This is a genomic window from Luteimonas sp. A277 (assembly GCF_054052045.1).
Genome location: NZ_JBSVRG010000001.1, coordinates 179,113 through 198,735 on the forward strand (window position 1 = coordinate 179,113; position 19,623 = coordinate 198,735).

Genomic DNA, 19,623 nt, shown 5'->3' on the forward strand with positions numbered 1-19,623 from the left:
CAATGTGCAGGGTGACGACCAGGTTGTCGGCGTTGGCGCGTGGCGCGGCTTCACTTGATCAACGCTTACCGGTGGCCGCTACGCGCGCATCCCTGCTTCGCAGCACCAGCTTGCGCAGTTCGTCATACCAGAGCACAGCGCTTCCCATGGCGAAACATCCCAGCCACTGGCCGCCATCAAGCGGCACGGTTCCGAAGGCGGTGTTGAGCGCGGGCAGGTGAACCACCGCCACCTGCAACAGCGCCGACAGGGCGATGGCTGCCCACAACCAGGCGTTGGTGAACAGCGCGTGGAAGGCACTGGTGGTGTCCGAGCGCGCGTTGAAACAGTTGAACAGCTGGGCGAACACCAGGGTGGTGAAGGCGGCGGTGCGCGCGTTGTCCAGGCTGCGGTCGCCCTGGATCATGCCGCCGGGCAGGTACATGTCCAGCGTCAGCAGAGTGGCCACCGCCATTACCAGGCCGATCTGTAGCACGCCCGACCACATGCGTCCGTTGATCACACGATCGGTCATGCGCCGCGGGGGGCGCGCCATGACGTTGTCCGAGGTCGGATCCACGCCCATCGCCAACGCCGGTCCGGTATCGGTGACCAGGTTGATCCACAGGATCTGGGTTGCCAGCAGCGGCAGCACCAGGGCGTCGTCGGCCCCGCCCAAGCCGATCACGCCGGACAGCACCACGCCCAGGAACACGGTGAGGACCTCGCCCATGTTGGACGACAGCAGATAGCGCAGGAACTTGCGGATGTTGTCGAAGATGCCGCGGCCTTCGCGGGCGGCCTCGACGATGGTGGCGAAGTTGTCGTCGGTCAGGATCATGTCCGCCGCCTCCTTGCTCACCTGGGTGCCGGTGATGCCCATTGCCACGCCGATGTCGGCCGATTTCAACGCCGGCGCGTCGTTGATGCCGTCGCCGGTCATCGCCACCACGTTGCCCCGGGCCTGCAGCGCGTCGACGATGCGCAGTTTGTGGCGCGGCGCGACGCGCGCGAACACCGAAGTGCGGCGCACCGCGTCGACGAATCCGGCGTCGTCCAGCGCATCGAGGTCGTTGCCGGACAGGGCGCCTCCGTCGCCGCTGATGCCCAGCTCGACAGCGATGCGCGCAGCGGTATCGGGGTGGTCGCCGGTGATCATCACCACGCGGATGCCGGCGCGCTGCGCCTCGGCGATGGCCACCGCCGCCTCTTCGCGCGGCGGGTCGATGATGCCAACGGTGCCGACCCAGGCGAGCCCGCGCTCGAGTTCCTCGTCCGCGGCATCCTCTTCGCCCGGGGCCAGCGAGCGGTCGGCGACGCCAATCGTGCGCAGCGCGTCGCCGGCCATCGCCGCCACGTCGCCGAGGATGCGCGTGCGCATCTCCGGGTCCAGTGCCAGCACCTCCGTGCCGACCCGCACATGGGTGCAGCGCTCGAGCAGCACGTCGGGCGCGCCCTTGGCGATCAATCTCCGGGCGTCGCCCTGCGCGTGGTCGATCTCGATGGTCGACATCATCTTGCGCTCGGACGAGAAGGGGATCTCGCGCACCTGGTCGAAGCGGCTGCTGCGGTGCTCGTGCAGGCCGAGCTTGCGTTCAGCGACCAGGAAGGCGGCTTCGGTCGGGTCGCCCTGGATCTCCCAGGTGCCGTCTTCGCCGCGGCGCAGCTGTGCGTTGTTGGCCAGGCTGCCGCCGCTCAGCACCAGGGCGCCTTCGGCGCGCTGTTCCGGGGAGGGCTCCGCACCACCGTCGGCGACCATCCCGCCCTCGGGCACGTAGCCCACGCCGGTGATGTGGACCATGCCGGAGGCGGTTGCCACCCGCTGGATGGTCATTTCCGATCGGGTCAGGGTGCCGGTCTTGTCGGTGCAGATCACCGAGGCGGAGCCCAGCGTTTCCACCGACGACAGGCGCTTCACGATCGCCCGCCGCTTCGCCATGCGCTGCACGCCCAGCGCCAGCACCAGCGACAGGATCGCGGGCAGGCCCTCGGGCACGGCCGCCACCGCCAGCGCCACGCCCAGCAGCAGGACGGTGACCGCGCCCTGCAGGTTGTTGATGTCGGCGACCACGAACAGCGTGGCCATCACCACCATGGCCACCACCACCATGCCGATGCCCAGCATCCGGCTCAGGCGCCCGACTTCGCGCTGCAGCGGGGTCTGCTGCTTTTCTGAAGCATCGAGCATGCCGGCGATGCTGCCCATTTCCGTGGCCATGCCGGTGGCGGTGACCAGCCCGCGGCCGGTGCCCTGGCCGACCGAGGTGCCCTTGAATGCCATCGAACTGCGTTCGGCCAGCGTGGTGTCGGCGGGCAGCACTGCAGTGGTCTTGGTGACCGGCGCGCTTTCGCCGGTGAGCGAGGCCTCCTGCACGCTCAGCACGGCGACCTGGAACAGGCGCGCGTCGGCGCCGACGGCATCACCTTCGGCCAGCAGCAGCACATCGCCGGGCACCAGCTCGCGGCTGGGGATGCGCTGCACGATACCGTCGCGCAGCACCGACGAGGTGACCTGGGTCATCTTCGCCAGCGCCGCCACCGCGCTGGACGCTTTGGCTTCCTGCACGAAGCCCAGCACGGCGTTGAGCACCACGATTACTGCGATCACCAGCGCATCCACCGGCCAGCCCGTTGCGCCCTCCGCCCACCAGGCCACGGCCGAGATCACGATGGCGATGATCAGCAGGAAGACCAGCGGGTCGCGGAACTGTGCCAGGAGGCGTTGCCAGGCCGGCACCGGGGGCGTGCCGGCCAACACGTTGGGGCCGTGCAGGGCCAGTCGCCGGGTGGCTTCGGCCGTGTCCAGGCCGGCCTCGGGATCGGTCCGGAGCCTGTTGGCCAGGTCATCGGCCGTGGCAGCCCATGGCGCCGGGGGGAGCTGTTCGCTGGCGTCCATTGTCGAACGCAGGGTTCAGCGCCGGGGTGGGTCCCGCGGATGCGGATCGGGATCGCGGATGGGGTGGTCGTCTGGAGCGTCGGGTGGGACCGGGTCGCGGATCGGCGGAATCGTCGGGTCAATCGGCTGGTCGGGTACCGGGTCGACGGGCTGGTCGGGTACCGGATCCCGGCCTGGGTTCGGCACCTGGCCCGGGATCTGATCGGGTGAGAGGGGCTGCGGCGAGTGCGCGGCCTGGTAATGCAAGCGGTTCATGTTGTCCTCCACTTTGGAGCCGTGGCCGGGACGGATCAGCATGCCGACCTGGCGCGGGCGGGAGCGTGAAGCGGTGCGTATTCCGTTGCCCGGACTGGCCGCGACCGCCGGCGTGTACAGATTGATCCCGCGCCCAGCGAGGTTGACAGGACGTTGCCCGTCTCCCACGCTTTCCGTCTGTCATTCCGGATTGCAGGATGCACCGATGGCCGTACAAAGGACGTACCCGGACATTGGGTCCATGGCCCAGCAGGCGCTTACCGCCCTGGCCACACCCTCCCAGCACGCACGGCTGATCCAGCTGGATGCCCCGGTCGAGGGGTTGGTAGTCGAGCGCTTTGAAGGCAGCGAGGCGGTGTGTGCGCCGTTTCGCTTCGAGGTTGACGTGCTGGCCACCAGCGCATTCCTTGATCCCGATGAGCTGCTTGGCAAGCCGCTGACGCTCCTGCTCACCCGCGCCGGCGGGCAGAAGCGCCGCTGGCACGGGCTGTGTACCGCAGTCGCACCGCTGGGCGGCGACGGCGGCTTGGCGCGCTACCGGCTGCTGATCGAGCCGTGGACTGCGCTGCTCACCCATCGCCGCAATGCCTTGGTGTTCCAGGACCTTGATCTGCATGGGGTGCTGGAGCAGCTGTTTGCCGACTACCCGCAGGCTGACTGGCGCTTCGACGTCACCCGACACATGCCGGTGCGCGCGATCACCACCCAGTACCGTGAGAGCGACTGGGAGTTTGCTACCCGCCTGCTGTCCGAGGCTGGGCTGGCGTGGCGTTACGAGCATGCCCAGGCGGACGGCGAGGACGATACGGAAGCGGGCCATACGCTGGTGATCTTCGACCAGCAGGCCGAGGTGCCGGAGGGTCGCGCGCTGCGGTTCCACCGCATCGATGCCACCGAGCGCGACGACGCCATCAGTGCGTTTGCCCGCCGGCGCCAGCTGGTGCCCAACCGCAACCAGGTCGGCAGCTGGCACAGCGAACGGCTGGCGAGCACCACGGGCGTGGCCGAGGCAGATGCCGGAACCTTGCCGGTGCTGGAGGTATTCACCCAGTCGGGTGACGGCCGCTTTGAAGACAATGCGCATGCCCAGGCCGAAGCCGGCCACCGGCTGGACGCGCTGCGGCTGGCGCAGGATCTCTACGGGGGCAGCGGCAGCGTGCGCGATCTGGCCGCGGGGGTGGGCTACTCGCTGGTGCAGCACAGCGTGCACGAGGGGGCCGGCTTCGTACCGCTCAACGTGGTGCATGTGGGCGTGAACAACCTGGGCGCCGGCATCACCGCTTTGCTGGTCGCGTCGGATCTGGAGCAGGGCAGCTACCGCAACCGTTTTGTGGCCGCTCCGGCCGGCGTGCCGATTGCGCCCCTGCCGCGTTCACGCCCGACGGCGCATGGCCCGCAGACCGCGCGGGTGGTGGGCCTGCCCGATGCTGCGGTGACGCCCAACCGCGACCATCAGGTGCGTATCCAGTTTGCCTGGCAGCGCGGCCCGGCCCCGAACTCCGGCGGCCTGACCGACACCGCAAGCAGCCACCCCGGCCACGCGCCCGGCGACCACACCAGCGGCACCTGGGTGCCCGTGGCCGAGTGGATCGCCGGCCCAAACTGGGGTAGCCACTTCCTGCCACGCATCGGCGCGGAGGTGCTGGTGGAGTTCGCCCACGGCGACATCGATCAGCCGCGCATCACCGGCCAGCTCTACAACGGCGAGGTTGCACCGCCGTTTGGTGGCGGTATAGATAGCGCCGACAACCATCCCGGCACCCTCAGCGGCTTGCATACACAGTCGCACGACGGCGCCGGCACCCAACAATGGGTGATCGACGATACCCCCGGCCAGCTGCGCACGCGCCTGCATACCAGCCTGGCTGACAGCCGGCTGGAGCTGGGCTACCTGATTGGCCACCAGGGCAGCAGCCGCGGTGGGTTGCGCGGGGAGGGCGTTGAGCTGGCCACCGAAGGCTGGGGCAACGTCCACGCCGGCCAGGGCCTGCTGCTCTCCACCACCGCCCGGCCGGAAGGCGCCTCGACCCAGCTGGATATCGGTGAAGCCGTTTCCCAGCTGAAGGGTGCCGAGCGCACCGCCGAAGCCCTGCACGAGACCCTGGAGCAGCAACAGGTGCCCGGGTTCAGCGCCAACGAACAGCTGACCGCCCTGCGCGAAGCCATCGACCCGGAAGAGCAGGGCCGCTACAGCGGCAGCGTCGGTGGCCAGAGCGCCATGAAGCCCGCCCCCGGCAGCCGCGAGCCGGGTGAAGACCCGGTGGAGCGCTTCGCCGATGCGAAGCTGATCGCCGAGTCGCCCGAATCCATCGCCTTCGCCACCCAGAAGAGCGCCGTCGCTTTTGCCGGCGGCGCACTGCACCTGACCGTCCAGCAGGATGCCCATCTTGCTGCCGGCCAGACCTTCTCCAATGTCAGCGGCCAGCACGTTGCCCTTTACGCCCACGCGGGCCCGATCCGCGCCATCGCCGCCAACGGCCCGGTCAGCCTGCAGGCGCATACCGGTGAGCTGGAGGTGCTCGCAGACCAGTCCGTCACCGTCACCGCCACGGATGACCGCATCGATGTGCTGGCCAAGGAGAAGATCGTGCTGCAGGCCGGGCAGGCGAGGGTGACGCTGGAGGGTGGGGACATCACCTTCGAGTGCCCGGGGAATTTCACGGTGAAGGCGGCGCAGGGGCCGTTCAAGGGTGGGGCGGGCGGGGATCACCGCATGTCGCTTCCGGACGGCATTGTGAAGCTGAATCCAAAACGGATGCTTGATTTCTCAGGATGATCGGCAAGGACGCCTCATGTCAGACACTTCGCAACATCCGGCTCCGCTGAGCCGGACGCTTTTTCCTTTTCCCAAACCAGGTGCCCCTGGTAATGGCCAGTCGCAAACGGCCGAGGCCAACGCAAAGGACTACTTCCAGGCGCTGTCGCAAGCCGAAGACGGCTTTTTCCCGATTGGCTACAACGGCCAATGGCACGGTGGGATCCACTTCGGGGCGGAGACGGGGAGAAGCCTGGCCCAGGATGGGGGCATACGCTGCATCGCTGACGGCCAGGTGATCGCCTACCGGATCGATGAGGACTACCCGACAGTCAAGTACGACAGCTGCGCGGCCGCCACTTATTCCCGTGGATTCGTGCTGGTCAGGCACCGGTTGCAGTTGCCGCCTGCGCCCCAGGCTGCCGGCGCAAATGGCGAGGGCACCCCGGCAGCAGATGCCCAGCCATCCCTGCTGTTTTTCAGCCTGTACATGCACATTAGGAACTGGAACGCCTATAAAGCCGACGCGGATCTCAAGCGACCGGCCTTCTGGGACGGCTCCGTGTATCTGGTGGGAGAGCGCGCCGTGGACAGTGATCGTGGCCGGAACCCGTTCATTCCCGAGTCCGGTAGAACCGGCATGAATATCCGTGATGCCAACCATCGGATCACCGGGTTCGCGCCGCGCGGGGTCAAGCTGAAGCTTGGGGAGGCCAACCCGGCGCGGAGCAGCTACTACCGGATCACCGAGGTCATAGGAGGGGCCACCTATCCCGACGATGTGGTCGGAATGTACGTCTACAAAGGGACGGACTCTTCAAGGGAAGGGCTCGACCCGGTCAGTGAGCCTCACGCCAAGGGCGGCGTCTATATCCCGCCCGAGCCGGTCGGGATCAAGGCTGGCGATATTGTTGGGCACCTGGGGGAATACCAGCGCTATCTGGACATGGATGCGCTGGCGCAATGCTCTACTGGGCGTCCGCTGGCCCAGGTGGACGTGTTCACCCACGAAGACCTGGAGGGCTTCATTGCCCAAAGCCGGTCCCGGGACGCCCAGCTTGATGCACGCCAGAAGACCCTGCTGCATGTCAGGCCGGGTGCCCGCCTGGTCCAGCCTTCCGCGCCGGACATCGAGCTGGCGGCTGATGAGGCGGTCGTTCAAATTGGTGATGGTGACGGCCGGTGGGTCATCGGCAGAAAGGGCACGGTGGCCATCGTTGACCAGCGGCCCGCGGACTTCAACGTTGCCACCCGCACCTACGGAGACGGCAGGATCTTCATTGCCGCCGTGAATGCAGAGGGTAATGAGATCACGCTGGGCGCGTACAACGCCCTGACCGATAAGGCCACGTATCCGCGCCGAAAGCTGCTGACACCGACTGGGAGCGAAGTTTGGGTCAGTCGCGGCACCGCCGACCAACAGGCGCTGGTCACGCCGCCCGGCCGTGCCTGGTCGCAATTTCCCCTGCAGGCCGCCAATGCCGGAGGAGAGGCGGTGGGGTATTCCCGGGTGATTCCCGTCGCCGCAATAGAAGAGTCGCTCAAAGAGGCCGATGGCACGCGATGGTTCCAGGTTGATGCCCCCACGTCGTCAGGAGAGCTGACCCGCGGCTGGGTGCGGGAGAGCGGACACGCCAACGTGGAGATCTGTTCCCCTTGGGCCTGGCCCGGCTTCGAGATTTTCGATGTCGCCGAGCTGGAGCCTCGGGAACTGTTCGCTCGCGAGCTGGCCGCCAGCGGACGTGCACAGCCGCAGGAACGCGACGAGTTCGACAATGCCGCCCGCAACATTGAACAGAGCCCATTGTTTGCCGCCTTGGGTCGCGCCATCGACAGCGACGGCAACCGGGAAATAACCCCGCTGGAGCTGCGCAACGCCCTGAAGACCGAGTGGCTGGCAGATGCAATTTCGCGCCTTGTGATCCGCTATCCCAGCGAATGGTCGGATCCGTCGGACCGTTGGAGCAGGATCGATGAGCTGATTGAAGACGAGACGCTACGCAAGGATTGGGAGCATGAGAAGGGGCGTATCGGTGATCTGGCTATTTGGCCGGATGTTGCGGGGCGGCATGGGTTTCCTCCCAAGTCGGTGGTGCATCATTTCCATCCGGTGGGTTTTATCGAGAACTTCGGGTCGTCGTGTCCTGAAGAATGCGTCGTGGAAAGCTATGAAGCGGAAACAAGCAAGGGCACTTTCCTTATGTCTAAGCGATCATTCCTTGAGATGCTCTCAGACGAGCGGTACGAGGAAACTCCCTATGTTCCCGCCGCAGCTAACACATCAAGCGGGGTCACCATTGGATACGGGTATGATTTGGGTCATCAGCTGGCGGAAAGAATAAGATCTGATTTGGCGTCCTACTACTCCCCAGAAGATGTGGAAGCGCTGGCAGCGTTGGCAGGGCTAACTAAGGAAAAGGCAACGGATCAGTTGCCTAGCGTGGCTGGTATTTCAATATCTAGAGAAAGTGCATTGAATTTCGCATTTGATCTGAAGAGAAGGTATGCGCAAGAGACAGTCAATATATATCCAGAGGTTATAAATTTACATCCCCATTGCCAAGGGGCGCTGCTTTCATTGGTGTTCAATCGGGGCGCTGGGAGCTTGAGAAAAGCGTCCAGGATTGAGATGGGACAGATTCAAGACGCGTTGCGGAGCGGCGCGCCTGAGGAGGTCCCCGGCCTAATCCGGTCCATGAAGAGAGTGTGGGAAGGCAGGAATCTCGGTGGGCTTATTAAGAGAAGGGAGCGGGAGGCAGTGCTTTTTGAAGAGGGAGTGAAATGCAAATGCTGGAAATAAGAAATAAGCTTAAGGGCTTCTTCGCGATTCTAATTTTAGGAGCCTTTCCGATTGCCGTTTCGTCGAAAGAATTGCCGGATTGCGATAATAGTGGCCAGGCTGACTTGATCAGCTGTGCCGCGACAACATACGCCGATTCCGACTCCAAATTGAATGAAATATACATAGCTGCGCTAGCCTCTCTCGGAACCGTAGAGAAGAAGGGGCTGAGGTCCGTGCAAAGAACGTGGATCTTGTTTCGCGACAGTCAGTGTGGCCCGCTGGGAAACGTTGAAATGTATGGGCAGGAAGCTCCCATTGAGGAGCTGTCATGCTTGGCCTCGCTGACAGATGATCGCATCACAGAAATAGAGATGGTTTTGGGGGCTGGGGTCAGGTTCGATTACTACACAGTAATAAATTCACTGGTCCGTGCTGGATTTGATCCCGGCGATACTAGGGAGAAATTGGCGAATGCGTCATCGGATAATCCGCGCTGGAGCATGTACGTTGACGAGAATTGTGCCTTTGTTGCCAAGGTGGTAGAGAGACCGATCCTCGATTGCAAAGCGCGGATGAATCTTTTTCGGACTTACTAGAAAAACCAGCCGAGCCGGGGTTGATATCGCTGCGATCTCGCGCTGTCCTGAACGTGCAGCTCACAAATGTTTCCGAGATGGCTGACCTGATGAGTGAATGGTGGAATTGCGTCGCCGCATCACAAGGCAGTGGGTCGCGGTCTTCCTGATGCCGCGCCGTAGAAGGCGTTGGGGTGGTGTCAAAGTCGTAGACTGGGCACTCAGCCACAGCCCGGCAGAGGCGGAGGTTCCCAATGCTCAAGTTCATCCAGAGCCCTGACGACGTTATTGCCGTGTCGGTCGAATACAAGGTCACCGGCGCCGACCTGGCCGCGGTGATGGACCGTCTGGAAGGCAGCCTGGCGGCCCACGACAAGGTGCATGTGTTCGTGGAAACCCGTTCCCTCGATGCGATCGAGGTGTCCGGGCTGGGTTCTCATATCGCCCGGGCGATGCCGCTGTTTGGCAAGCTGCGAAGCTTCGGGCGGGTGGCGGTGGTGGCCGATCAGGCCTGGGTGCGCGCGGGCACGCGGATCGAGAGTGCGCTACTGCCGTTCGTGAGCTACCGCGTGTTCAAGCCGAAGCAGCGTGATGAAGCGTTGGCCTGGGTGCTGGAAGGCTGATCAGTAGAGCCGGGTAAACGTTATTGCCCGTGTTGCGCCGTCATTCCCACGATATCGCTCCACAGCGGTACCAGCGTATCCATGTGGCGGCGCAGGGCGGCGGCTGATTCCGGCGGCAGGCTGGTAAAGGGGTCGCCCGCCAGGCGCTCCTTCCACTCGGGCGAGGCTTCCTCCAGGTTGATCGAGCGCGGCGGGCCGATTTCTCCCTGGAAGTTGAGGGTCGTGAACACCGGCTCCACCAGCCGGTCCACCGCGTGGAACTCCTCCACCGTCATGCCGGCTGCTTCCAGCACATCGCCCGACTCGCCTTCGCTGTCGTAGATGCTGACGGTGACGCCGTAGTGCGTGCCGCGACCCGGTCGGCGGATGATCTCGGCCTGCTTGGCAAGTGCGCGGGCATAGGCTTCCAGGTTGGCATCAGTGAGCGCGGCAGGTTGCGCATCATCTGCCGTCGAGGTGGCGGTGATGGCCGTCGGCTGCGGTTCAACTGCGTTGGCGGGTTCGGAATCGTTCGCTGGGGTGCATCCGCCGGCCAGTGCCACGGTGAGCAGGGCTACGAGCCCCGCGGTCTTGGGTCCTTGCATGGTGCGTGCCTCCCCGGGAGTCAGCGGCAAGCATAACGTGATCGCCGGCACTCATAAACCATCCATATGGATGGTGCTAGGATGCCGCTCATCATCCAGGACGCCAATTACATGTCAGATCCACGACCGCGTGCCGTTGCCGACAGCGAGAAGATCACCATCAACCTCGGGGTGGTCGATTTGGGCCAGATCGACCTGCTGGTGCAGGAAGGCTTCTACTCCAACCGCACCGATCTCATCCGCACCGCCATCCGCAACCAGCTCGCTTCCCATGGGGAGGTGCTGCGGCATACGGTCGCCCGCCGGACCCTGGTGATGGGGCTGCAGGAGTACGGCCGCCGTGAGCTGGAGGCCGCGCGCGCCGCGGGAGAGCGCCTGCGGATCCAGGCTCTGGGACTGGTGCGGATCGCCGATGACGTTACGCCGGAGCTGGCGTTGGAGACGATCGAATCGATCACCGTGCTCGGCGCGCTCCAGGCCAGCCCCAAGGTCAAGGCCGCGCTGGCCGGCCGCATCCGTTGAACAGGATCCCCCATGACTTCCCGTAAAGACGTTATGCACGAAGCGATGCGCTTGATGCAGACCGGCGACCTGCAGGCCGCGACACGCACCCTTCAACAAGCGCTTGGCGGCGTCGCTGGCCAGGCGTCGCCGCACCCTGCGGGCAGCGGAACTGGTGATGCAGCCGCCAATGGGCCATGTATTGAAGGCGAGTTCCGGGTGATCGATGACGGTGAGGCGTCCCCCGCAGAGGCACCATTCCGGGCCCCTGGTGCTGGCGATGCCAGTGATACCCGCTGTCGGTTTTCCTGTGATGCTGGCGAGCTGGAGTACCGGCTGCACATTCCGGAGGGCCTGAACACCGCCGGTGCGCCCCTGCTGGTGATGCTGCATGGCTGCACGCAGACGCCGGAGGACTTTGCCCGCGGCACGCGCATGAACCTGCTTGCGGACGAGCACGGCTACGTCGTGGCCTGGCCCGCGCAGTCTGCGCTACGCAACCAGAATCGCTGCTGGAACTGGTTCCGCGGCAGCGACCAGCAGCGCGGCAAGGGCGAGCCGGAGATCCTGGCCGCACTGACCCGGCAGCTTGTAGCCACGCACCGGCTCGATGCCGGTCGCGTCTACGTGGCGGGCTTGTCAGCAGGTGGGGCGATGGCCGCGGTGCTGGCCAGCACGTACCCGGATGTCTACGCCGCCATCGGAGTGCACTCCGGCCTGCCGACCGGGCTGGCCAGCGACATGCCTTCGGCATTCGCAGCCATGCGCAAGGGCGGTGGACCAGGTCGGTGCACATCCGCCAGCGGCACCCGGAGCGTGCCGGCGATCGTCTTTCACGGTGACAGCGACGCCACCGTGCATCCCGACAATGGCCACGGCGTGATCGAGCAGAGCCTGGCCAGTGGCGGGGGGCTGGATGCCGCGACCCGGTCCACCACCGTTGAACGCGACATCGCCTCGGGCGGGCGCAGCTTTACCCGCACGGTGCACCGCAATGCCGACGCGCGCATCGCCGCCGAGCACTGGGTCATCCACGGCGCCGGCCACGCCTGGGCTGGCGGTGACACGGCCGGCACCTACGCCGATCCGCAAGGCCCGGATGCGTCCGCGCACATGCTTCGGTTCTTTGCCGCGCTATGAGCGGCGCTGGCGTGGCTGGACGGCACGATCCATGAGATAGCCCCCAAAACGCAAAAAGCCCGGCCGGAGCCGGGCTTTTCCTGCAACAGGCGTTGGCCTGTCTTAGATCACTTCGACCTGGTCGGCCTGCATGCCTTTCTGGCCCTGGACGGCCACGAAGGACACCTGCTGGCCTTCCTGCAGGCTCTTGAAGCCTGAGGACTGGATCGAGTTGAAGTGCACGAACAGGTCAGGGCCGCTTTCCGGGGTGATGAACCCGAAGCCCTTGGCGTCGTTGAACCACTTCACGGTACCGGTCTGTTTCTCGGACATTTTTGTAACTCCTTGGAGCAAATAGATTGAGGGCCGCACGTGGCGGCAGAAGCTGGCTGCAAGGAGGAAAAGCGGGTATCCGGTGTAGTGGAACGCAATCTACGACGTCAGGCCACGATTCGTGGGGTGACCTTGAAACTCAGCGCGCACAGCTTGGCCCTTGTGGCGAAGAAGCGCAAGCAGAGATTTCGCGGACTGCGCCTTCCGCATCTGCCCGTGTCCGGTCTCCCGGTCGCTCGGCGTATACCGGGGGAGCCAGACACCCCAGCCATACCCATTGAACGCGCGAACGATCGTGCCAGGAGATTCACGTCATGCAGGTATCTTTTCGTCCCACAGGCCACACGGCCGCGGCGCGTCTCCTCTTTCCGGCCGCTTCGGCAGCGGCGCTGGCATTGATGCTGGCCGGGTGTGGCGGGGATGGGGCGAGTGCCGCCGGTGGCGGTGGGCAGGGCGGGTCGGCGAGCGCCACGGCGAAGTTCGATCCTTCGCTGCGGGACACACCGTGCAGCGTGATCACCGCGGACACCATGGCGACCGTGTTCGGGCTGCCGGTGGACGAGATCGATCAGCACGCAGCGATGGGCATGTGCCTGTACGAGTGGAAGAGCGATGGCCAAGTCATGGATGCCACCATCCACGTGAGTCGGGTTTCGGAAAACGCCGCCGATGCGGCGAAGTATTTCGCCAGCGCCACCGCAGGAATGAGCGGGGCCGAGGTCGACGAGGCGATGGACTCCCTGCGCGAGCAGATCCGCGAGAACGAGGGCGCGGGCAGGACTGGGGATGATGGCGCCGCCGCGGCCGAAGTGCTGTTGGGTGCGGCGGGCGGCAGTTCGTCATCGGGAATCCGGTTCCGCGACGTCCCCGGGGTCGGCGACCAGGCGCGCATGCAGGTCGGCACCGGAGACCTCAACGTCCTCTATGGCAACCTGCAGTTCAGCGTCACCGCCTACCACGGTGAATCGATGCCGTTCCCGGACGACTTTTCCGGGGCCGCAGGACTGATGGCGGCCAGCAACGCCTGGATGGCGGAAATCCTGCCGCAGCGCGAGGAGCAGACGATCGAGCTGGCCCGGGCAGCGCTGTCCGCGCTGTAGGCTGCTCCCGCACGGCGCGGTCAGCAACCTCCACGCGTTGGTGACCGGCTGATGCATAGGGTGGGGCCATCCATTCCAGGCGGACCCGCGCATGCACAAACCCCCACCCAATCCCTACGACGTCAGCCGGTTCGATTTCGAGGACATCCTCGGCACCATCAACGAGGAGGTGCGCCAGCGGTTCGGCGAGGGCGAGGTGGCGGACTACATTCCCTCGCTGGCCAACGTGCCCAAGGACCGCTTCGGCATGGCGTTGGCGCTGCTGGACGGCACGATCCATGAGGTGGGGGATTCGCGCGAGCGAATCTCGATCCAGAGTATTTCCAAGGTCCACACCCTGACCTTGGCCTTGAAAGCGATTGGCGATGAACTGTGGGAGCGCGTGGACCGCGAGCCGTCTGGTGATCCGTTCAACTCGCTGATCCAGCTTGAGCACGAGCAGGGGATTCCCCGCAATCCGTTCATGAACGCCGGTGCGCTGGTGTCGGCGGATGTGATCCTGTCCAACTACGATGAGCCGGAGAAAACGCTGCTGGAGTTCATGCGCGCGCGATCGGGAGATGCCGACGTTGGCGAGGACGAGGAGTTGGCGAGCTCCGAGCGCGAAAGCGGCTATCGCAACGTGGCGCTGGCCAACTTCATCCGCAGCTACGACAACCTGCACAACGACCCGCAGGACGTGCTGGATTTCTACTATCTGCAGTGCTCGCTGCGGATGCATTGCGTGGACCTGGCCCGGAGCGTCCAATACCTGGCCGATGCGGGCCGGTGCACCTGCTCGGGCGAGCAGGTGACCAGCGCGGAGGGCGCCACGCGTATCAACGCGATGATGATGACGGCCGGCACGTACGATGCGGCTGGCGATTTTGCGTTCTACGTGGGGCTGCCCGCCAAGAGCGGGGTCAGCGGCGGCATCGTGGCCGTGGTGCCGCACGTGATGGGGTTGTGCGTGTGGTCACCGGGGCTGGACGAAAAGGGCAACTCGCAGCTCGGCCGCTACGCGCTGCACCGCTTTACGCGGATGACCGGCCTGTCGGTGTTTTGAGGCATGGATCCCGGTCAGTACCCGCGCTGCTTCTCGATGCGGGTGTCCAGCAGCGCCTTGATCTTGTTGCAGGCGCCACGGATGGCCTTCTCCATGTCCTCGGCATCCTCGGTGGCACCGAGCGGATCGTCGTTCTTCAACCGTGCCTCGATGGCGCAGCGCTTGTCGGCCGGGCCACCCTTGAACGAGTTGGTGTCGGAGAGGAACACCTCGATCCGGCTCAGGCGGGGGAAGTAGCGGCCAAGGTGCTGCTCGATCATCGCGTTGACGCGCTCTTCCAGTGCGTCGGTGCCGTCGATGTGGTTGTCGGTATTCAACTGGATTTTCAAAGCCCGCTCCTTAGTGTGTACGGGTTGCTTCTGTTCCAGCCTATCGTACGGAGCCGGTGCGATGGCCATCTGAGGCCGGTGCACAGCGCCAAAACGAAAAAAGCCCGGCGTGAGCCGGGCTTTTCTGTCAACAGGCGTTGCCTGGAGTCAGATCACTTCAACCTGATCTGCCTGCATGCCTTTCTGGCCCTGGACGGCCACGAAGGACACCTGCTGGCCTTCCTGCAGGCTCTTGAAGCCCGTGGACTGGATCGAGTTGTAATGGACGAAGAGGTCGGGGCCGCTTTCCGGCGTGATGAAGCCGAAGCCCTTCTCGTCATTGAACCACTTCACGGTACCGGTCTGTTTGTCGGACATGTTGTTTCTCCTTGGAGCAAAAGATTGAGAGCCGCGTGGCGGCAAGAAGCTGGCTGCAAGGAAGAAGCGGGTGAACGGTGTAGTGGTACAGAATCTACAACATCAGGCCACGATTCGATTGGTGACCTTGTAACTCAGCGCGGACAAGCTTGCCCGTTGTGGCCGGTGAACGCAACCCGCGGCCATTCATACGATTCAGAAGCGCTCGCCCACCGGCAGGTAGCGCCAGGCGCCGGGCGGCATTTTCGCCAGTGGTATCCGGCCAATCCGGATCCTGCGGATGGCGACCACTTCCAGCCCCACCTGCGCGCACATGTCGCGCAGCTGCCCACCCTGGACGCCCTTGATGGCAAAGCGCAGGCGGATCTCGTTCTGCCAGCTGACCTTGCAGGGCGGCAGCGGGCGGCCGCCGTAGCTGAGGCCATGGTTGAGCCGGTGCATGCCGTAGGGCGCGATGTCGCCGGCGACCTCCACGATGAACTCCTGCTCGATGTCGTCGCGGTCCTCGCTCAGCCGGCGCCAGACACGGCCGTCCTGGGTCAGCACCATCAGGCCGCTGGCCTCGGCGTCCAACGGCATCAGCGGCGTCAGGCGATTGAAGTGGCGCTGCAGCAGGCGTACCCCGGAAGCATCCTCATCCCAGCGGCTGTCGGGCTGCACCAGCACTGCCGCGGGGTTGGGGCCACTGATGGTGTCGTAGCCGGCCGGCTTGTGCAGCAGGATCGTTGCCGGCTCCACGGCGGCGGGCCGGGCGTAAGGAGAGGACATGGGGGCTGCCGCAAAAAAGGGGAGCAGCAGTGTAGCGGCCTATCCCAGCTTGATGCCCAGCGCCGGCGCGATGGTGCGCATTGCCTCGTTGTCGCGGGTCAGGGTGATCCAGCCCGCGATGGTGTCGGAGTCGGCTTCCCACACCCATAAGGTGTAGCCGTATGTGCGCAGCGCCTCGTAGGCGGCCTGCAGCAGGTTGAAGAGGGTGGCCTCGGCGAGGAAGTCATCGTCGTCCGGGTCGTCGACGCCCCAGTCGAGTTCGAGGTTCCAGCGCGAGACAAGCTCGGTGATGCTTTCCACCAGAGTGGCGGTTTCGCCGGTGCGGACCTGGAATCCGGATTTCCAGTCGATGATGTCCTTCAGCGCCCAGGCCGGCTCGAACTCCTCGCCGTCGGCGTTGGCGGCTGCCTCCTGGTAGGTGGAGAACTGGTGCAGCGCCGTCTCCTCATCGCCGGGGTTGATGAGCAGCAGGAACTGCCAGACCAGCGTTTCGGTGGCAGCGTCCTCGTCGATATCGACGTGTGGAACGTGGCCGATGGCGAAGTTGTCGTCGGGATCGAATTCGTTGTCGGGCAGGTGCATGTGGGGTTGTCAGCTGGGGGATACGGGGGGAACTGTACCTGACCGGTTTGTGCGGGTGGGCTTCTGGGCCGAGTGGCTATCCGCGCCGCGCCAGCCACCCGTCCAGCTGGTTCGCGAAGGCCTGCCGGTCCCGTGCGCTGAAGGCGCCGTGGCCGCCGGTCTGCACGCCCGCGCCGCGCAGTTCTTCCATGAAGTTCCGGATGGAGAGGCGCTCGGCGATGTTGTCGGCGGTGAAGCGCTCGCCGTGGGGATTGACGGCTTCGGCGCCTTTTTCCAGGACGCGGGCAGCGAGCGGGATGTCCTGGGTGACCACCAGGTCGCCGGCGCTGGCGCGTTCGACGATGGCATCGTCCGCGGCGTCAAAGCCGCCCTGTACCTGGAGCGCGCGGATGTAGCGCGAACCGGGGGTGCGCAGCCACTGGTTGGCAATGAGGGTGACGGCTACCTGCGCGCGCTCGGCGGCGCGGAACAGCATGTCCTTGACGGGCCCGGGGCAGGCATCGGCATCCACCCAGATCCGCGGGGACGTTGGCAATGAGTCGGTCATGCGGAAAGGTTAACCGGAGACGCCGGCGATGACCCTGCCGGCCGTCAGCCCGTGGTCCGTACCTCTGGCGTCATCGCCACGTTGATCTCACTGCTCATCAGCTGCAGCTCGCCGTCCTGGATCATTGCTGTCAGGCGCATGCTGCGCTCCAGCAGGGCGATGGCGGCTTCGATATCCGCGGGTGAAAGGTCCAGCACCGTGAGGTTCTTCAGCCGTGACAGCGACGATTCGATCTTCGTCCACCAGATTGCAGCGGAGTTGCCGCTGTAGTTCACGACCACCACCTGGCGTGCACGGGCGCAGGCCTTGCGGATCCGGGTTTCATCGGGCTGGCCCAGATCAATCCAGCGCTCGATCTCGCCGGTGTAGTCGCGCTGCCACAGATCGGCCTCGTCGGTGTCGCTCAGCCCGCGGCCGAACTCCAGTCGCTCATCGGCGTACAGGGCGAATGCGATCAGCCGCACCATCAGTCGCTCCGGGGTTTCCGACGGATGCTGGGCCAGGGTGAGGTTGTGGCTGGCGTAATACTGCCGGTCCATGTCGGTGACCTGGAGCTCGGCTTTGTAGATTTTGGAGTTGGGTGCCATGGGCGCGCCAAAAAGGAAAGGCGCAATTGTAGTCGCCGTGGCCCCGGACCATGGCGGCAGGCCGGGATCCGCCGGTGGCGGTTTGGATTGCGGGCGGATGGAAGCGATGATGCACACCCCCAACGGCGCCCGGGCGCGAGAAACCATGATCAACAACGACGTACTGCGCAGCATCCGCTACATGCTCGACCTGAGCGACCAGAAGGTGGTGGAAATTGCCCACCTTGTGGATCCGGGGCTTGCCCTGGACAAGGACGAGGTGCGCGCCTTCCTGCTCAAGGACGAGGAGCCGGGGTATGTGGACTGCAACGATGCGGTGCTGGCGCACTTCCTGGACGGATTGATCGTGCATCTGCGGGGCCGGGATGACAGCCGGCCGGCGCGACCGGTGGAGAAGCGGGTCAGCAACAACGTGGTGCTGAAGAAGCTGCGGGTCGCGTTCGAACTGCACGATGCCGAAATGCACCAGCTGTTCGCCGATGCCGGCTTCCCGCTGTCCAAGCCGGAGCTGTCGGCGCTGTTTCGCAGTCCAAGCCACAAGAATTACCGTGCCTGTGGTGATCAGCTGCTGCGCGCTTTCCTGAAGGGGCTGACGGCGCGCGTGCGCGGGGCCTGAGCCCGGAGCGGTTCGTTCCCGCCGCGCTTACAGCAGCCGGAACGCCGCCATCGCGATGAGCGTGGGCGGCAGCGCAGCGGCCAGCAGGCCGAGCGGGCTGACGGTCTGGTCCTTGAAGTAGCGGCGCACGATCGACATGCCGGCCGGGTTGGGCGCGTTGGCGATCACGGTCAGGCCGCCACCTGCCACGGCGCCGGCCACCAGCATGTACTTGAACTCGTCGCTCAGCCCTTCCACCAGTGAACCGAGGTAGGTGAGCGCGGCGTTGTCGGTGATGGCGGTGAGCGCGGCGGCGCCGTAGAACACGGCGTCGGGGCTCATGTCCAGCAGCAGCGGCTGCAGCCACCATTGCTGCTGGCCGCCGAGGACCACCAGCCCGGCGAGGAAGAATGCCACCAGCAGGCCTTCGCGCAGGATCAGCCGGTCCTGGTACTGCTTGTAGGCAGTGGCCGTGCCCATGAACAGCAGGAAGACGCCCATGAACATCGCCGGGTGGTGCGCGAATACCACCAGCCCCAGCAGGAACAGTACGTGCAGGGCAACGACCCACATCGGCATGGTTTGGCCGGGGGTGCCGTCTTCGCCGGATGGCAGCTGGCCCAGCTCCTTGCGGAATACGAACACCACCAGGGCGGCGTTGATCACCACCGCCAGGGCGGCCTTCCAGCCGAAGTTGACCATCATGAAGGCCAGGTCCCAGTTCCACTTGCCGGCCACCATCAGCACCGGCGGCGCAGCGAACGGGGTCAGCACGCCGCCGATCGAGATATTGACGAACAGCGTGCCCAGCAGGGCGTACTTCGCCCTGTCCGAGATGTTCAGCGGGTAGACACGCCTGGCCAGCAGCATCGCGGCCAGGGTCATGGCCGCCGGCTCGGTAATGAACGAACCCAGCAGCGGCACCAGCGCCAGCACGCTGAAACAGAACTCCAGTCCGTTGCGCCACGGCAGCAGTCGCGCCAGGCCGTCCACCAGCTGGCTGGCCAGCCAGACGATGGGTCGGGTGCCGGCGATCACCATGATCGCGAACACAAACATGGGCTCGGTGAAGTTGCGCGAATTGACGTAAGTGGTGGCTTCCGCCGGCCCCGCCATGGCCATCATGGTCACCACGAACACCATGGCCCAGAAGCCGAACACCACCTCCACTTCGGCCAACAGATGCCAGATGCCCGAGTGGGCCGGCTGGCGCTGGGCAAGGCGCTGGAAGTACTTGGTGCTGAAGGTGTGGATGATCGCCACGGCGAACAGGGCGCTGGCGACGAGCTGGATGTGGGTAGGGTTCAAGGC

At 65.2% G+C, this 19,623-nt stretch carries 19 protein-coding genes and 1 pseudogene; 9 read left to right on the plus strand and 11 right to left on the minus strand.

The window, feature by feature from the left end; genetic code table 11:
- Positions 1-58: 58 nt before the first annotated feature.
- Entirely contained in the window at positions 59-2,875 is a 2,817-nt protein-coding gene (locus tag ACW7G2_RS00815; RefSeq protein WP_456971739.1) for a cation-translocating P-type ATPase, read from the minus strand.
- 15 nt (positions 2,876-2,890) lie between these two features.
- A complete protein-coding gene (locus ACW7G2_RS00820; protein WP_456971741.1) occupies positions 2,891-3,172 on the minus strand; it encodes a hypothetical protein in 282 nt (93 codons plus the stop codon).
- A 163-nt stretch (positions 3,173-3,335) separates the two neighbouring features.
- Between ACW7G2_RS00820 and ACW7G2_RS00825 the strand changes: the two genes are divergently transcribed.
- From ACW7G2_RS00825 to ACW7G2_RS00840, 4 genes are all read left to right on the plus strand, one after another.
- On the plus strand, positions 3,336-5,906 hold the full coding sequence (locus ACW7G2_RS00825) for a type VI secretion system Vgr family protein (protein WP_456971743.1): 2,571 nt from the start codon (positions 3,336-3,338) through the stop codon (positions 5,904-5,906).
- A gap of 16 nt (positions 5,907-5,922) precedes the next feature.
- Positions 5,923-8,685 carry a calcium-binding protein gene (locus tag ACW7G2_RS00830; RefSeq protein WP_456971745.1) on the plus strand — a complete coding sequence of 921 codons (2,763 nt, stop codon included), beginning with the start codon at positions 5,923-5,925 and terminating at the stop codon, positions 8,683-8,685.
- Entirely contained in the window at positions 8,667-9,263 is a 597-nt protein-coding gene (locus ACW7G2_RS00835) for a lysozyme inhibitor LprI family protein (protein ID WP_456971747.1), read from the plus strand. The genes ACW7G2_RS00830 and ACW7G2_RS00835 overlap by 19 nt, the downstream gene beginning before the upstream one ends.
- 233 nt (positions 9,264-9,496) lie before the next feature.
- Positions 9,497-9,865, plus strand: coding sequence for an STAS/SEC14 domain-containing protein (locus tag ACW7G2_RS00840; protein WP_456971749.1), 369 nt, complete (start codon positions 9,497-9,499; stop codon positions 9,863-9,865).
- A gap of 20 nt (positions 9,866-9,885) precedes the next feature.
- Here ACW7G2_RS00840 and ACW7G2_RS00845 read toward each other — a convergent pair whose 3' ends face one another.
- Positions 9,886-10,449 (minus strand): hypothetical protein, encoded by a 564-nt coding sequence (locus ACW7G2_RS00845; protein ID WP_456971751.1) that lies wholly within the window; start codon positions 10,447-10,449, stop codon positions 9,886-9,888.
- An 81-nt stretch (positions 10,450-10,530) separates the two neighbouring features.
- On the opposite strand from ACW7G2_RS00845, the gene ACW7G2_RS00850 reads away from it, so the two are divergent.
- The gene (locus ACW7G2_RS00850) at positions 10,531-10,971 is read left to right on the plus strand and encodes a hypothetical protein (protein ID WP_456971753.1); all 441 of its coding nucleotides are present in this window, start codon (positions 10,531-10,533) and stop codon (positions 10,969-10,971) included.
- A 12-nt stretch (positions 10,972-10,983) separates the two neighbouring features.
- Entirely contained in the window at positions 10,984-12,090 is a 1,107-nt protein-coding gene (locus tag ACW7G2_RS00855) for an extracellular catalytic domain type 1 short-chain-length polyhydroxyalkanoate depolymerase (protein ID WP_456971755.1), read from the plus strand.
- Positions 12,091-12,192: 102 nt separating this feature from the next.
- On the opposite strand, the gene ACW7G2_RS00860 is transcribed toward ACW7G2_RS00855, so the two are convergent.
- Positions 12,193-12,402, minus strand: a complete 210-nt coding sequence (locus ACW7G2_RS00860) for a cold-shock protein (protein ID WP_456971757.1) — start codon at positions 12,400-12,402, stop codon at positions 12,193-12,195.
- Between the two features lie 314 nt (positions 12,403-12,716).
- On the opposite strand from ACW7G2_RS00860, the gene ACW7G2_RS00865 reads away from it, so the two are divergent.
- Positions 12,717-13,502: a hypothetical protein gene (locus ACW7G2_RS00865; protein WP_456971759.1), complete on the plus strand. Its 786-nt coding sequence runs from the start codon at positions 12,717-12,719 to the stop codon at positions 13,500-13,502.
- 91 nt (positions 13,503-13,593) lie between these two features.
- Positions 13,594-14,547 carry a glutaminase gene (locus tag ACW7G2_RS00870; RefSeq protein WP_456971761.1) on the plus strand — a complete coding sequence of 318 codons (954 nt, stop codon included), beginning with the start codon at positions 13,594-13,596 and terminating at the stop codon, positions 14,545-14,547.
- A gap of 14 nt (positions 14,548-14,561) precedes the next feature.
- Here the strand turns inward: ACW7G2_RS00870 and ACW7G2_RS00875 are convergent, their stop codons facing one another.
- The 6 genes and pseudogenes from ACW7G2_RS00875 to ACW7G2_RS00900 form a co-directional block, all read right to left on the minus strand.
- Positions 14,562-14,876, minus strand: a complete 315-nt coding sequence (locus ACW7G2_RS00875; RefSeq protein ID WP_456971763.1) for an HPF/RaiA family ribosome-associated protein — start codon at positions 14,874-14,876, stop codon at positions 14,562-14,564.
- A 147-nt stretch (positions 14,877-15,023) separates the two neighbouring features.
- On the minus strand, positions 15,024-15,233 hold the full coding sequence (locus ACW7G2_RS00880; protein WP_343258732.1) for a cold-shock protein: 210 nt from the start codon (positions 15,231-15,233) through the stop codon (positions 15,024-15,026).
- A 195-nt stretch (positions 15,234-15,428) separates the two neighbouring features.
- Positions 15,429-15,986 (minus strand): annotated as a pseudogene (locus tag ACW7G2_RS00885) (pseudouridine synthase); the annotation flags it as partial.
- Positions 15,987-16,040: 54 nt separating this feature from the next.
- Positions 16,041-16,577, minus strand: a complete 537-nt coding sequence (locus tag ACW7G2_RS00890; RefSeq protein WP_456972210.1) for a DUF6630 family protein — start codon at positions 16,575-16,577, stop codon at positions 16,041-16,043.
- An 82-nt stretch (positions 16,578-16,659) separates the two neighbouring features.
- Positions 16,660-17,130, minus strand: coding sequence for a YaiI/YqxD family protein (locus tag ACW7G2_RS00895; RefSeq protein WP_456971765.1), 471 nt, complete (start codon positions 17,128-17,130; stop codon positions 16,660-16,662).
- A gap of 44 nt (positions 17,131-17,174) precedes the next feature.
- Positions 17,175-17,717 (minus strand): YaeQ family protein, encoded by a 543-nt coding sequence (locus ACW7G2_RS00900; RefSeq protein WP_456971767.1) that lies wholly within the window; start codon positions 17,715-17,717, stop codon positions 17,175-17,177.
- Between the two features lie 145 nt (positions 17,718-17,862).
- Here ACW7G2_RS00900 and ACW7G2_RS00905 point away from each other — a divergent pair, with 145 nt between their 5' ends.
- Positions 17,863-18,333 (plus strand): DUF1456 family protein, encoded by a 471-nt coding sequence (locus ACW7G2_RS00905; RefSeq protein WP_456972212.1) that lies wholly within the window; start codon positions 17,863-17,865, stop codon positions 18,331-18,333.
- A 27-nt stretch (positions 18,334-18,360) separates the two neighbouring features.
- On the opposite strand, the gene ACW7G2_RS00910 is transcribed toward ACW7G2_RS00905, so the two are convergent.
- Positions 18,361-19,620 (minus strand): putative Na+/H+ antiporter, encoded by a 1,260-nt coding sequence (locus tag ACW7G2_RS00910; RefSeq protein WP_456971769.1) that lies wholly within the window; start codon positions 19,618-19,620, stop codon positions 18,361-18,363.
- Positions 19,621-19,623: the final 3 nt, after the last annotated feature.

Excerpts from the sequence above, each read along its gene's own strand:
- ACW7G2_RS00815 (WP_456971739.1), bottom strand. The coding sequence starts at position 2,875 with ATGGACGCCAGCGAACAGCTCCCCCCGGCGCCATGGGCTGCCACGGCC.
- ACW7G2_RS00820 (WP_456971741.1), bottom strand. The coding sequence starts at position 3,172 with ATGCTGATCCGTCCCGGCCACGGCTCCAAAGTGGAGGACAACATGAAC.
- ACW7G2_RS00825 (WP_456971743.1), top strand. The coding sequence starts at position 3,336 with ATGGCCGTACAAAGGACGTACCCGGACATTGGGTCCATGGCCCAGCAG.
- ACW7G2_RS00830 (WP_456971745.1), top strand. The coding sequence starts at position 5,923 with ATGTCAGACACTTCGCAACATCCGGCTCCGCTGAGCCGGACGCTTTTT.
- ACW7G2_RS00835 (WP_456971747.1), top strand. The coding sequence starts at position 8,667 with ATGCAAATGCTGGAAATAAGAAATAAGCTTAAGGGCTTCTTCGCGATT.
- ACW7G2_RS00840 (WP_456971749.1), top strand. The coding sequence starts at position 9,497 with ATGCTCAAGTTCATCCAGAGCCCTGACGACGTTATTGCCGTGTCGGTC.
- ACW7G2_RS00845 (WP_456971751.1), bottom strand. The coding sequence starts at position 10,449 with ATGCAAGGACCCAAGACCGCGGGGCTCGTAGCCCTGCTCACCGTGGCA.
- ACW7G2_RS00850 (WP_456971753.1), top strand. The coding sequence starts at position 10,531 with ATGCCGCTCATCATCCAGGACGCCAATTACATGTCAGATCCACGACCG.
- ACW7G2_RS00855 (WP_456971755.1), top strand. The coding sequence starts at position 10,984 with ATGACTTCCCGTAAAGACGTTATGCACGAAGCGATGCGCTTGATGCAG.
- ACW7G2_RS00860 (WP_456971757.1), bottom strand. The coding sequence starts at position 12,402 with ATGTCCGAGAAACAGACCGGTACCGTGAAGTGGTTCAACGACGCCAAG.
- ACW7G2_RS00865 (WP_456971759.1), top strand. The coding sequence starts at position 12,717 with ATGCAGGTATCTTTTCGTCCCACAGGCCACACGGCCGCGGCGCGTCTC.
- ACW7G2_RS00870 (WP_456971761.1), top strand. The coding sequence starts at position 13,594 with ATGCACAAACCCCCACCCAATCCCTACGACGTCAGCCGGTTCGATTTC.
- ACW7G2_RS00880 (WP_343258732.1), bottom strand. The coding sequence starts at position 15,233 with ATGTCCGACAAACAGACCGGTACCGTGAAGTGGTTCAATGACGAGAAG.
- ACW7G2_RS00895 (WP_456971765.1), bottom strand. The coding sequence starts at position 17,130 with ATGACCGACTCATTGCCAACGTCCCCGCGGATCTGGGTGGATGCCGAT.
- ACW7G2_RS00900 (WP_456971767.1), bottom strand. The coding sequence starts at position 17,717 with ATGGCACCCAACTCCAAAATCTACAAAGCCGAGCTCCAGGTCACCGAC.
- ACW7G2_RS00905 (WP_456972212.1), top strand. The coding sequence starts at position 17,863 with ATGATCAACAACGACGTACTGCGCAGCATCCGCTACATGCTCGACCTG.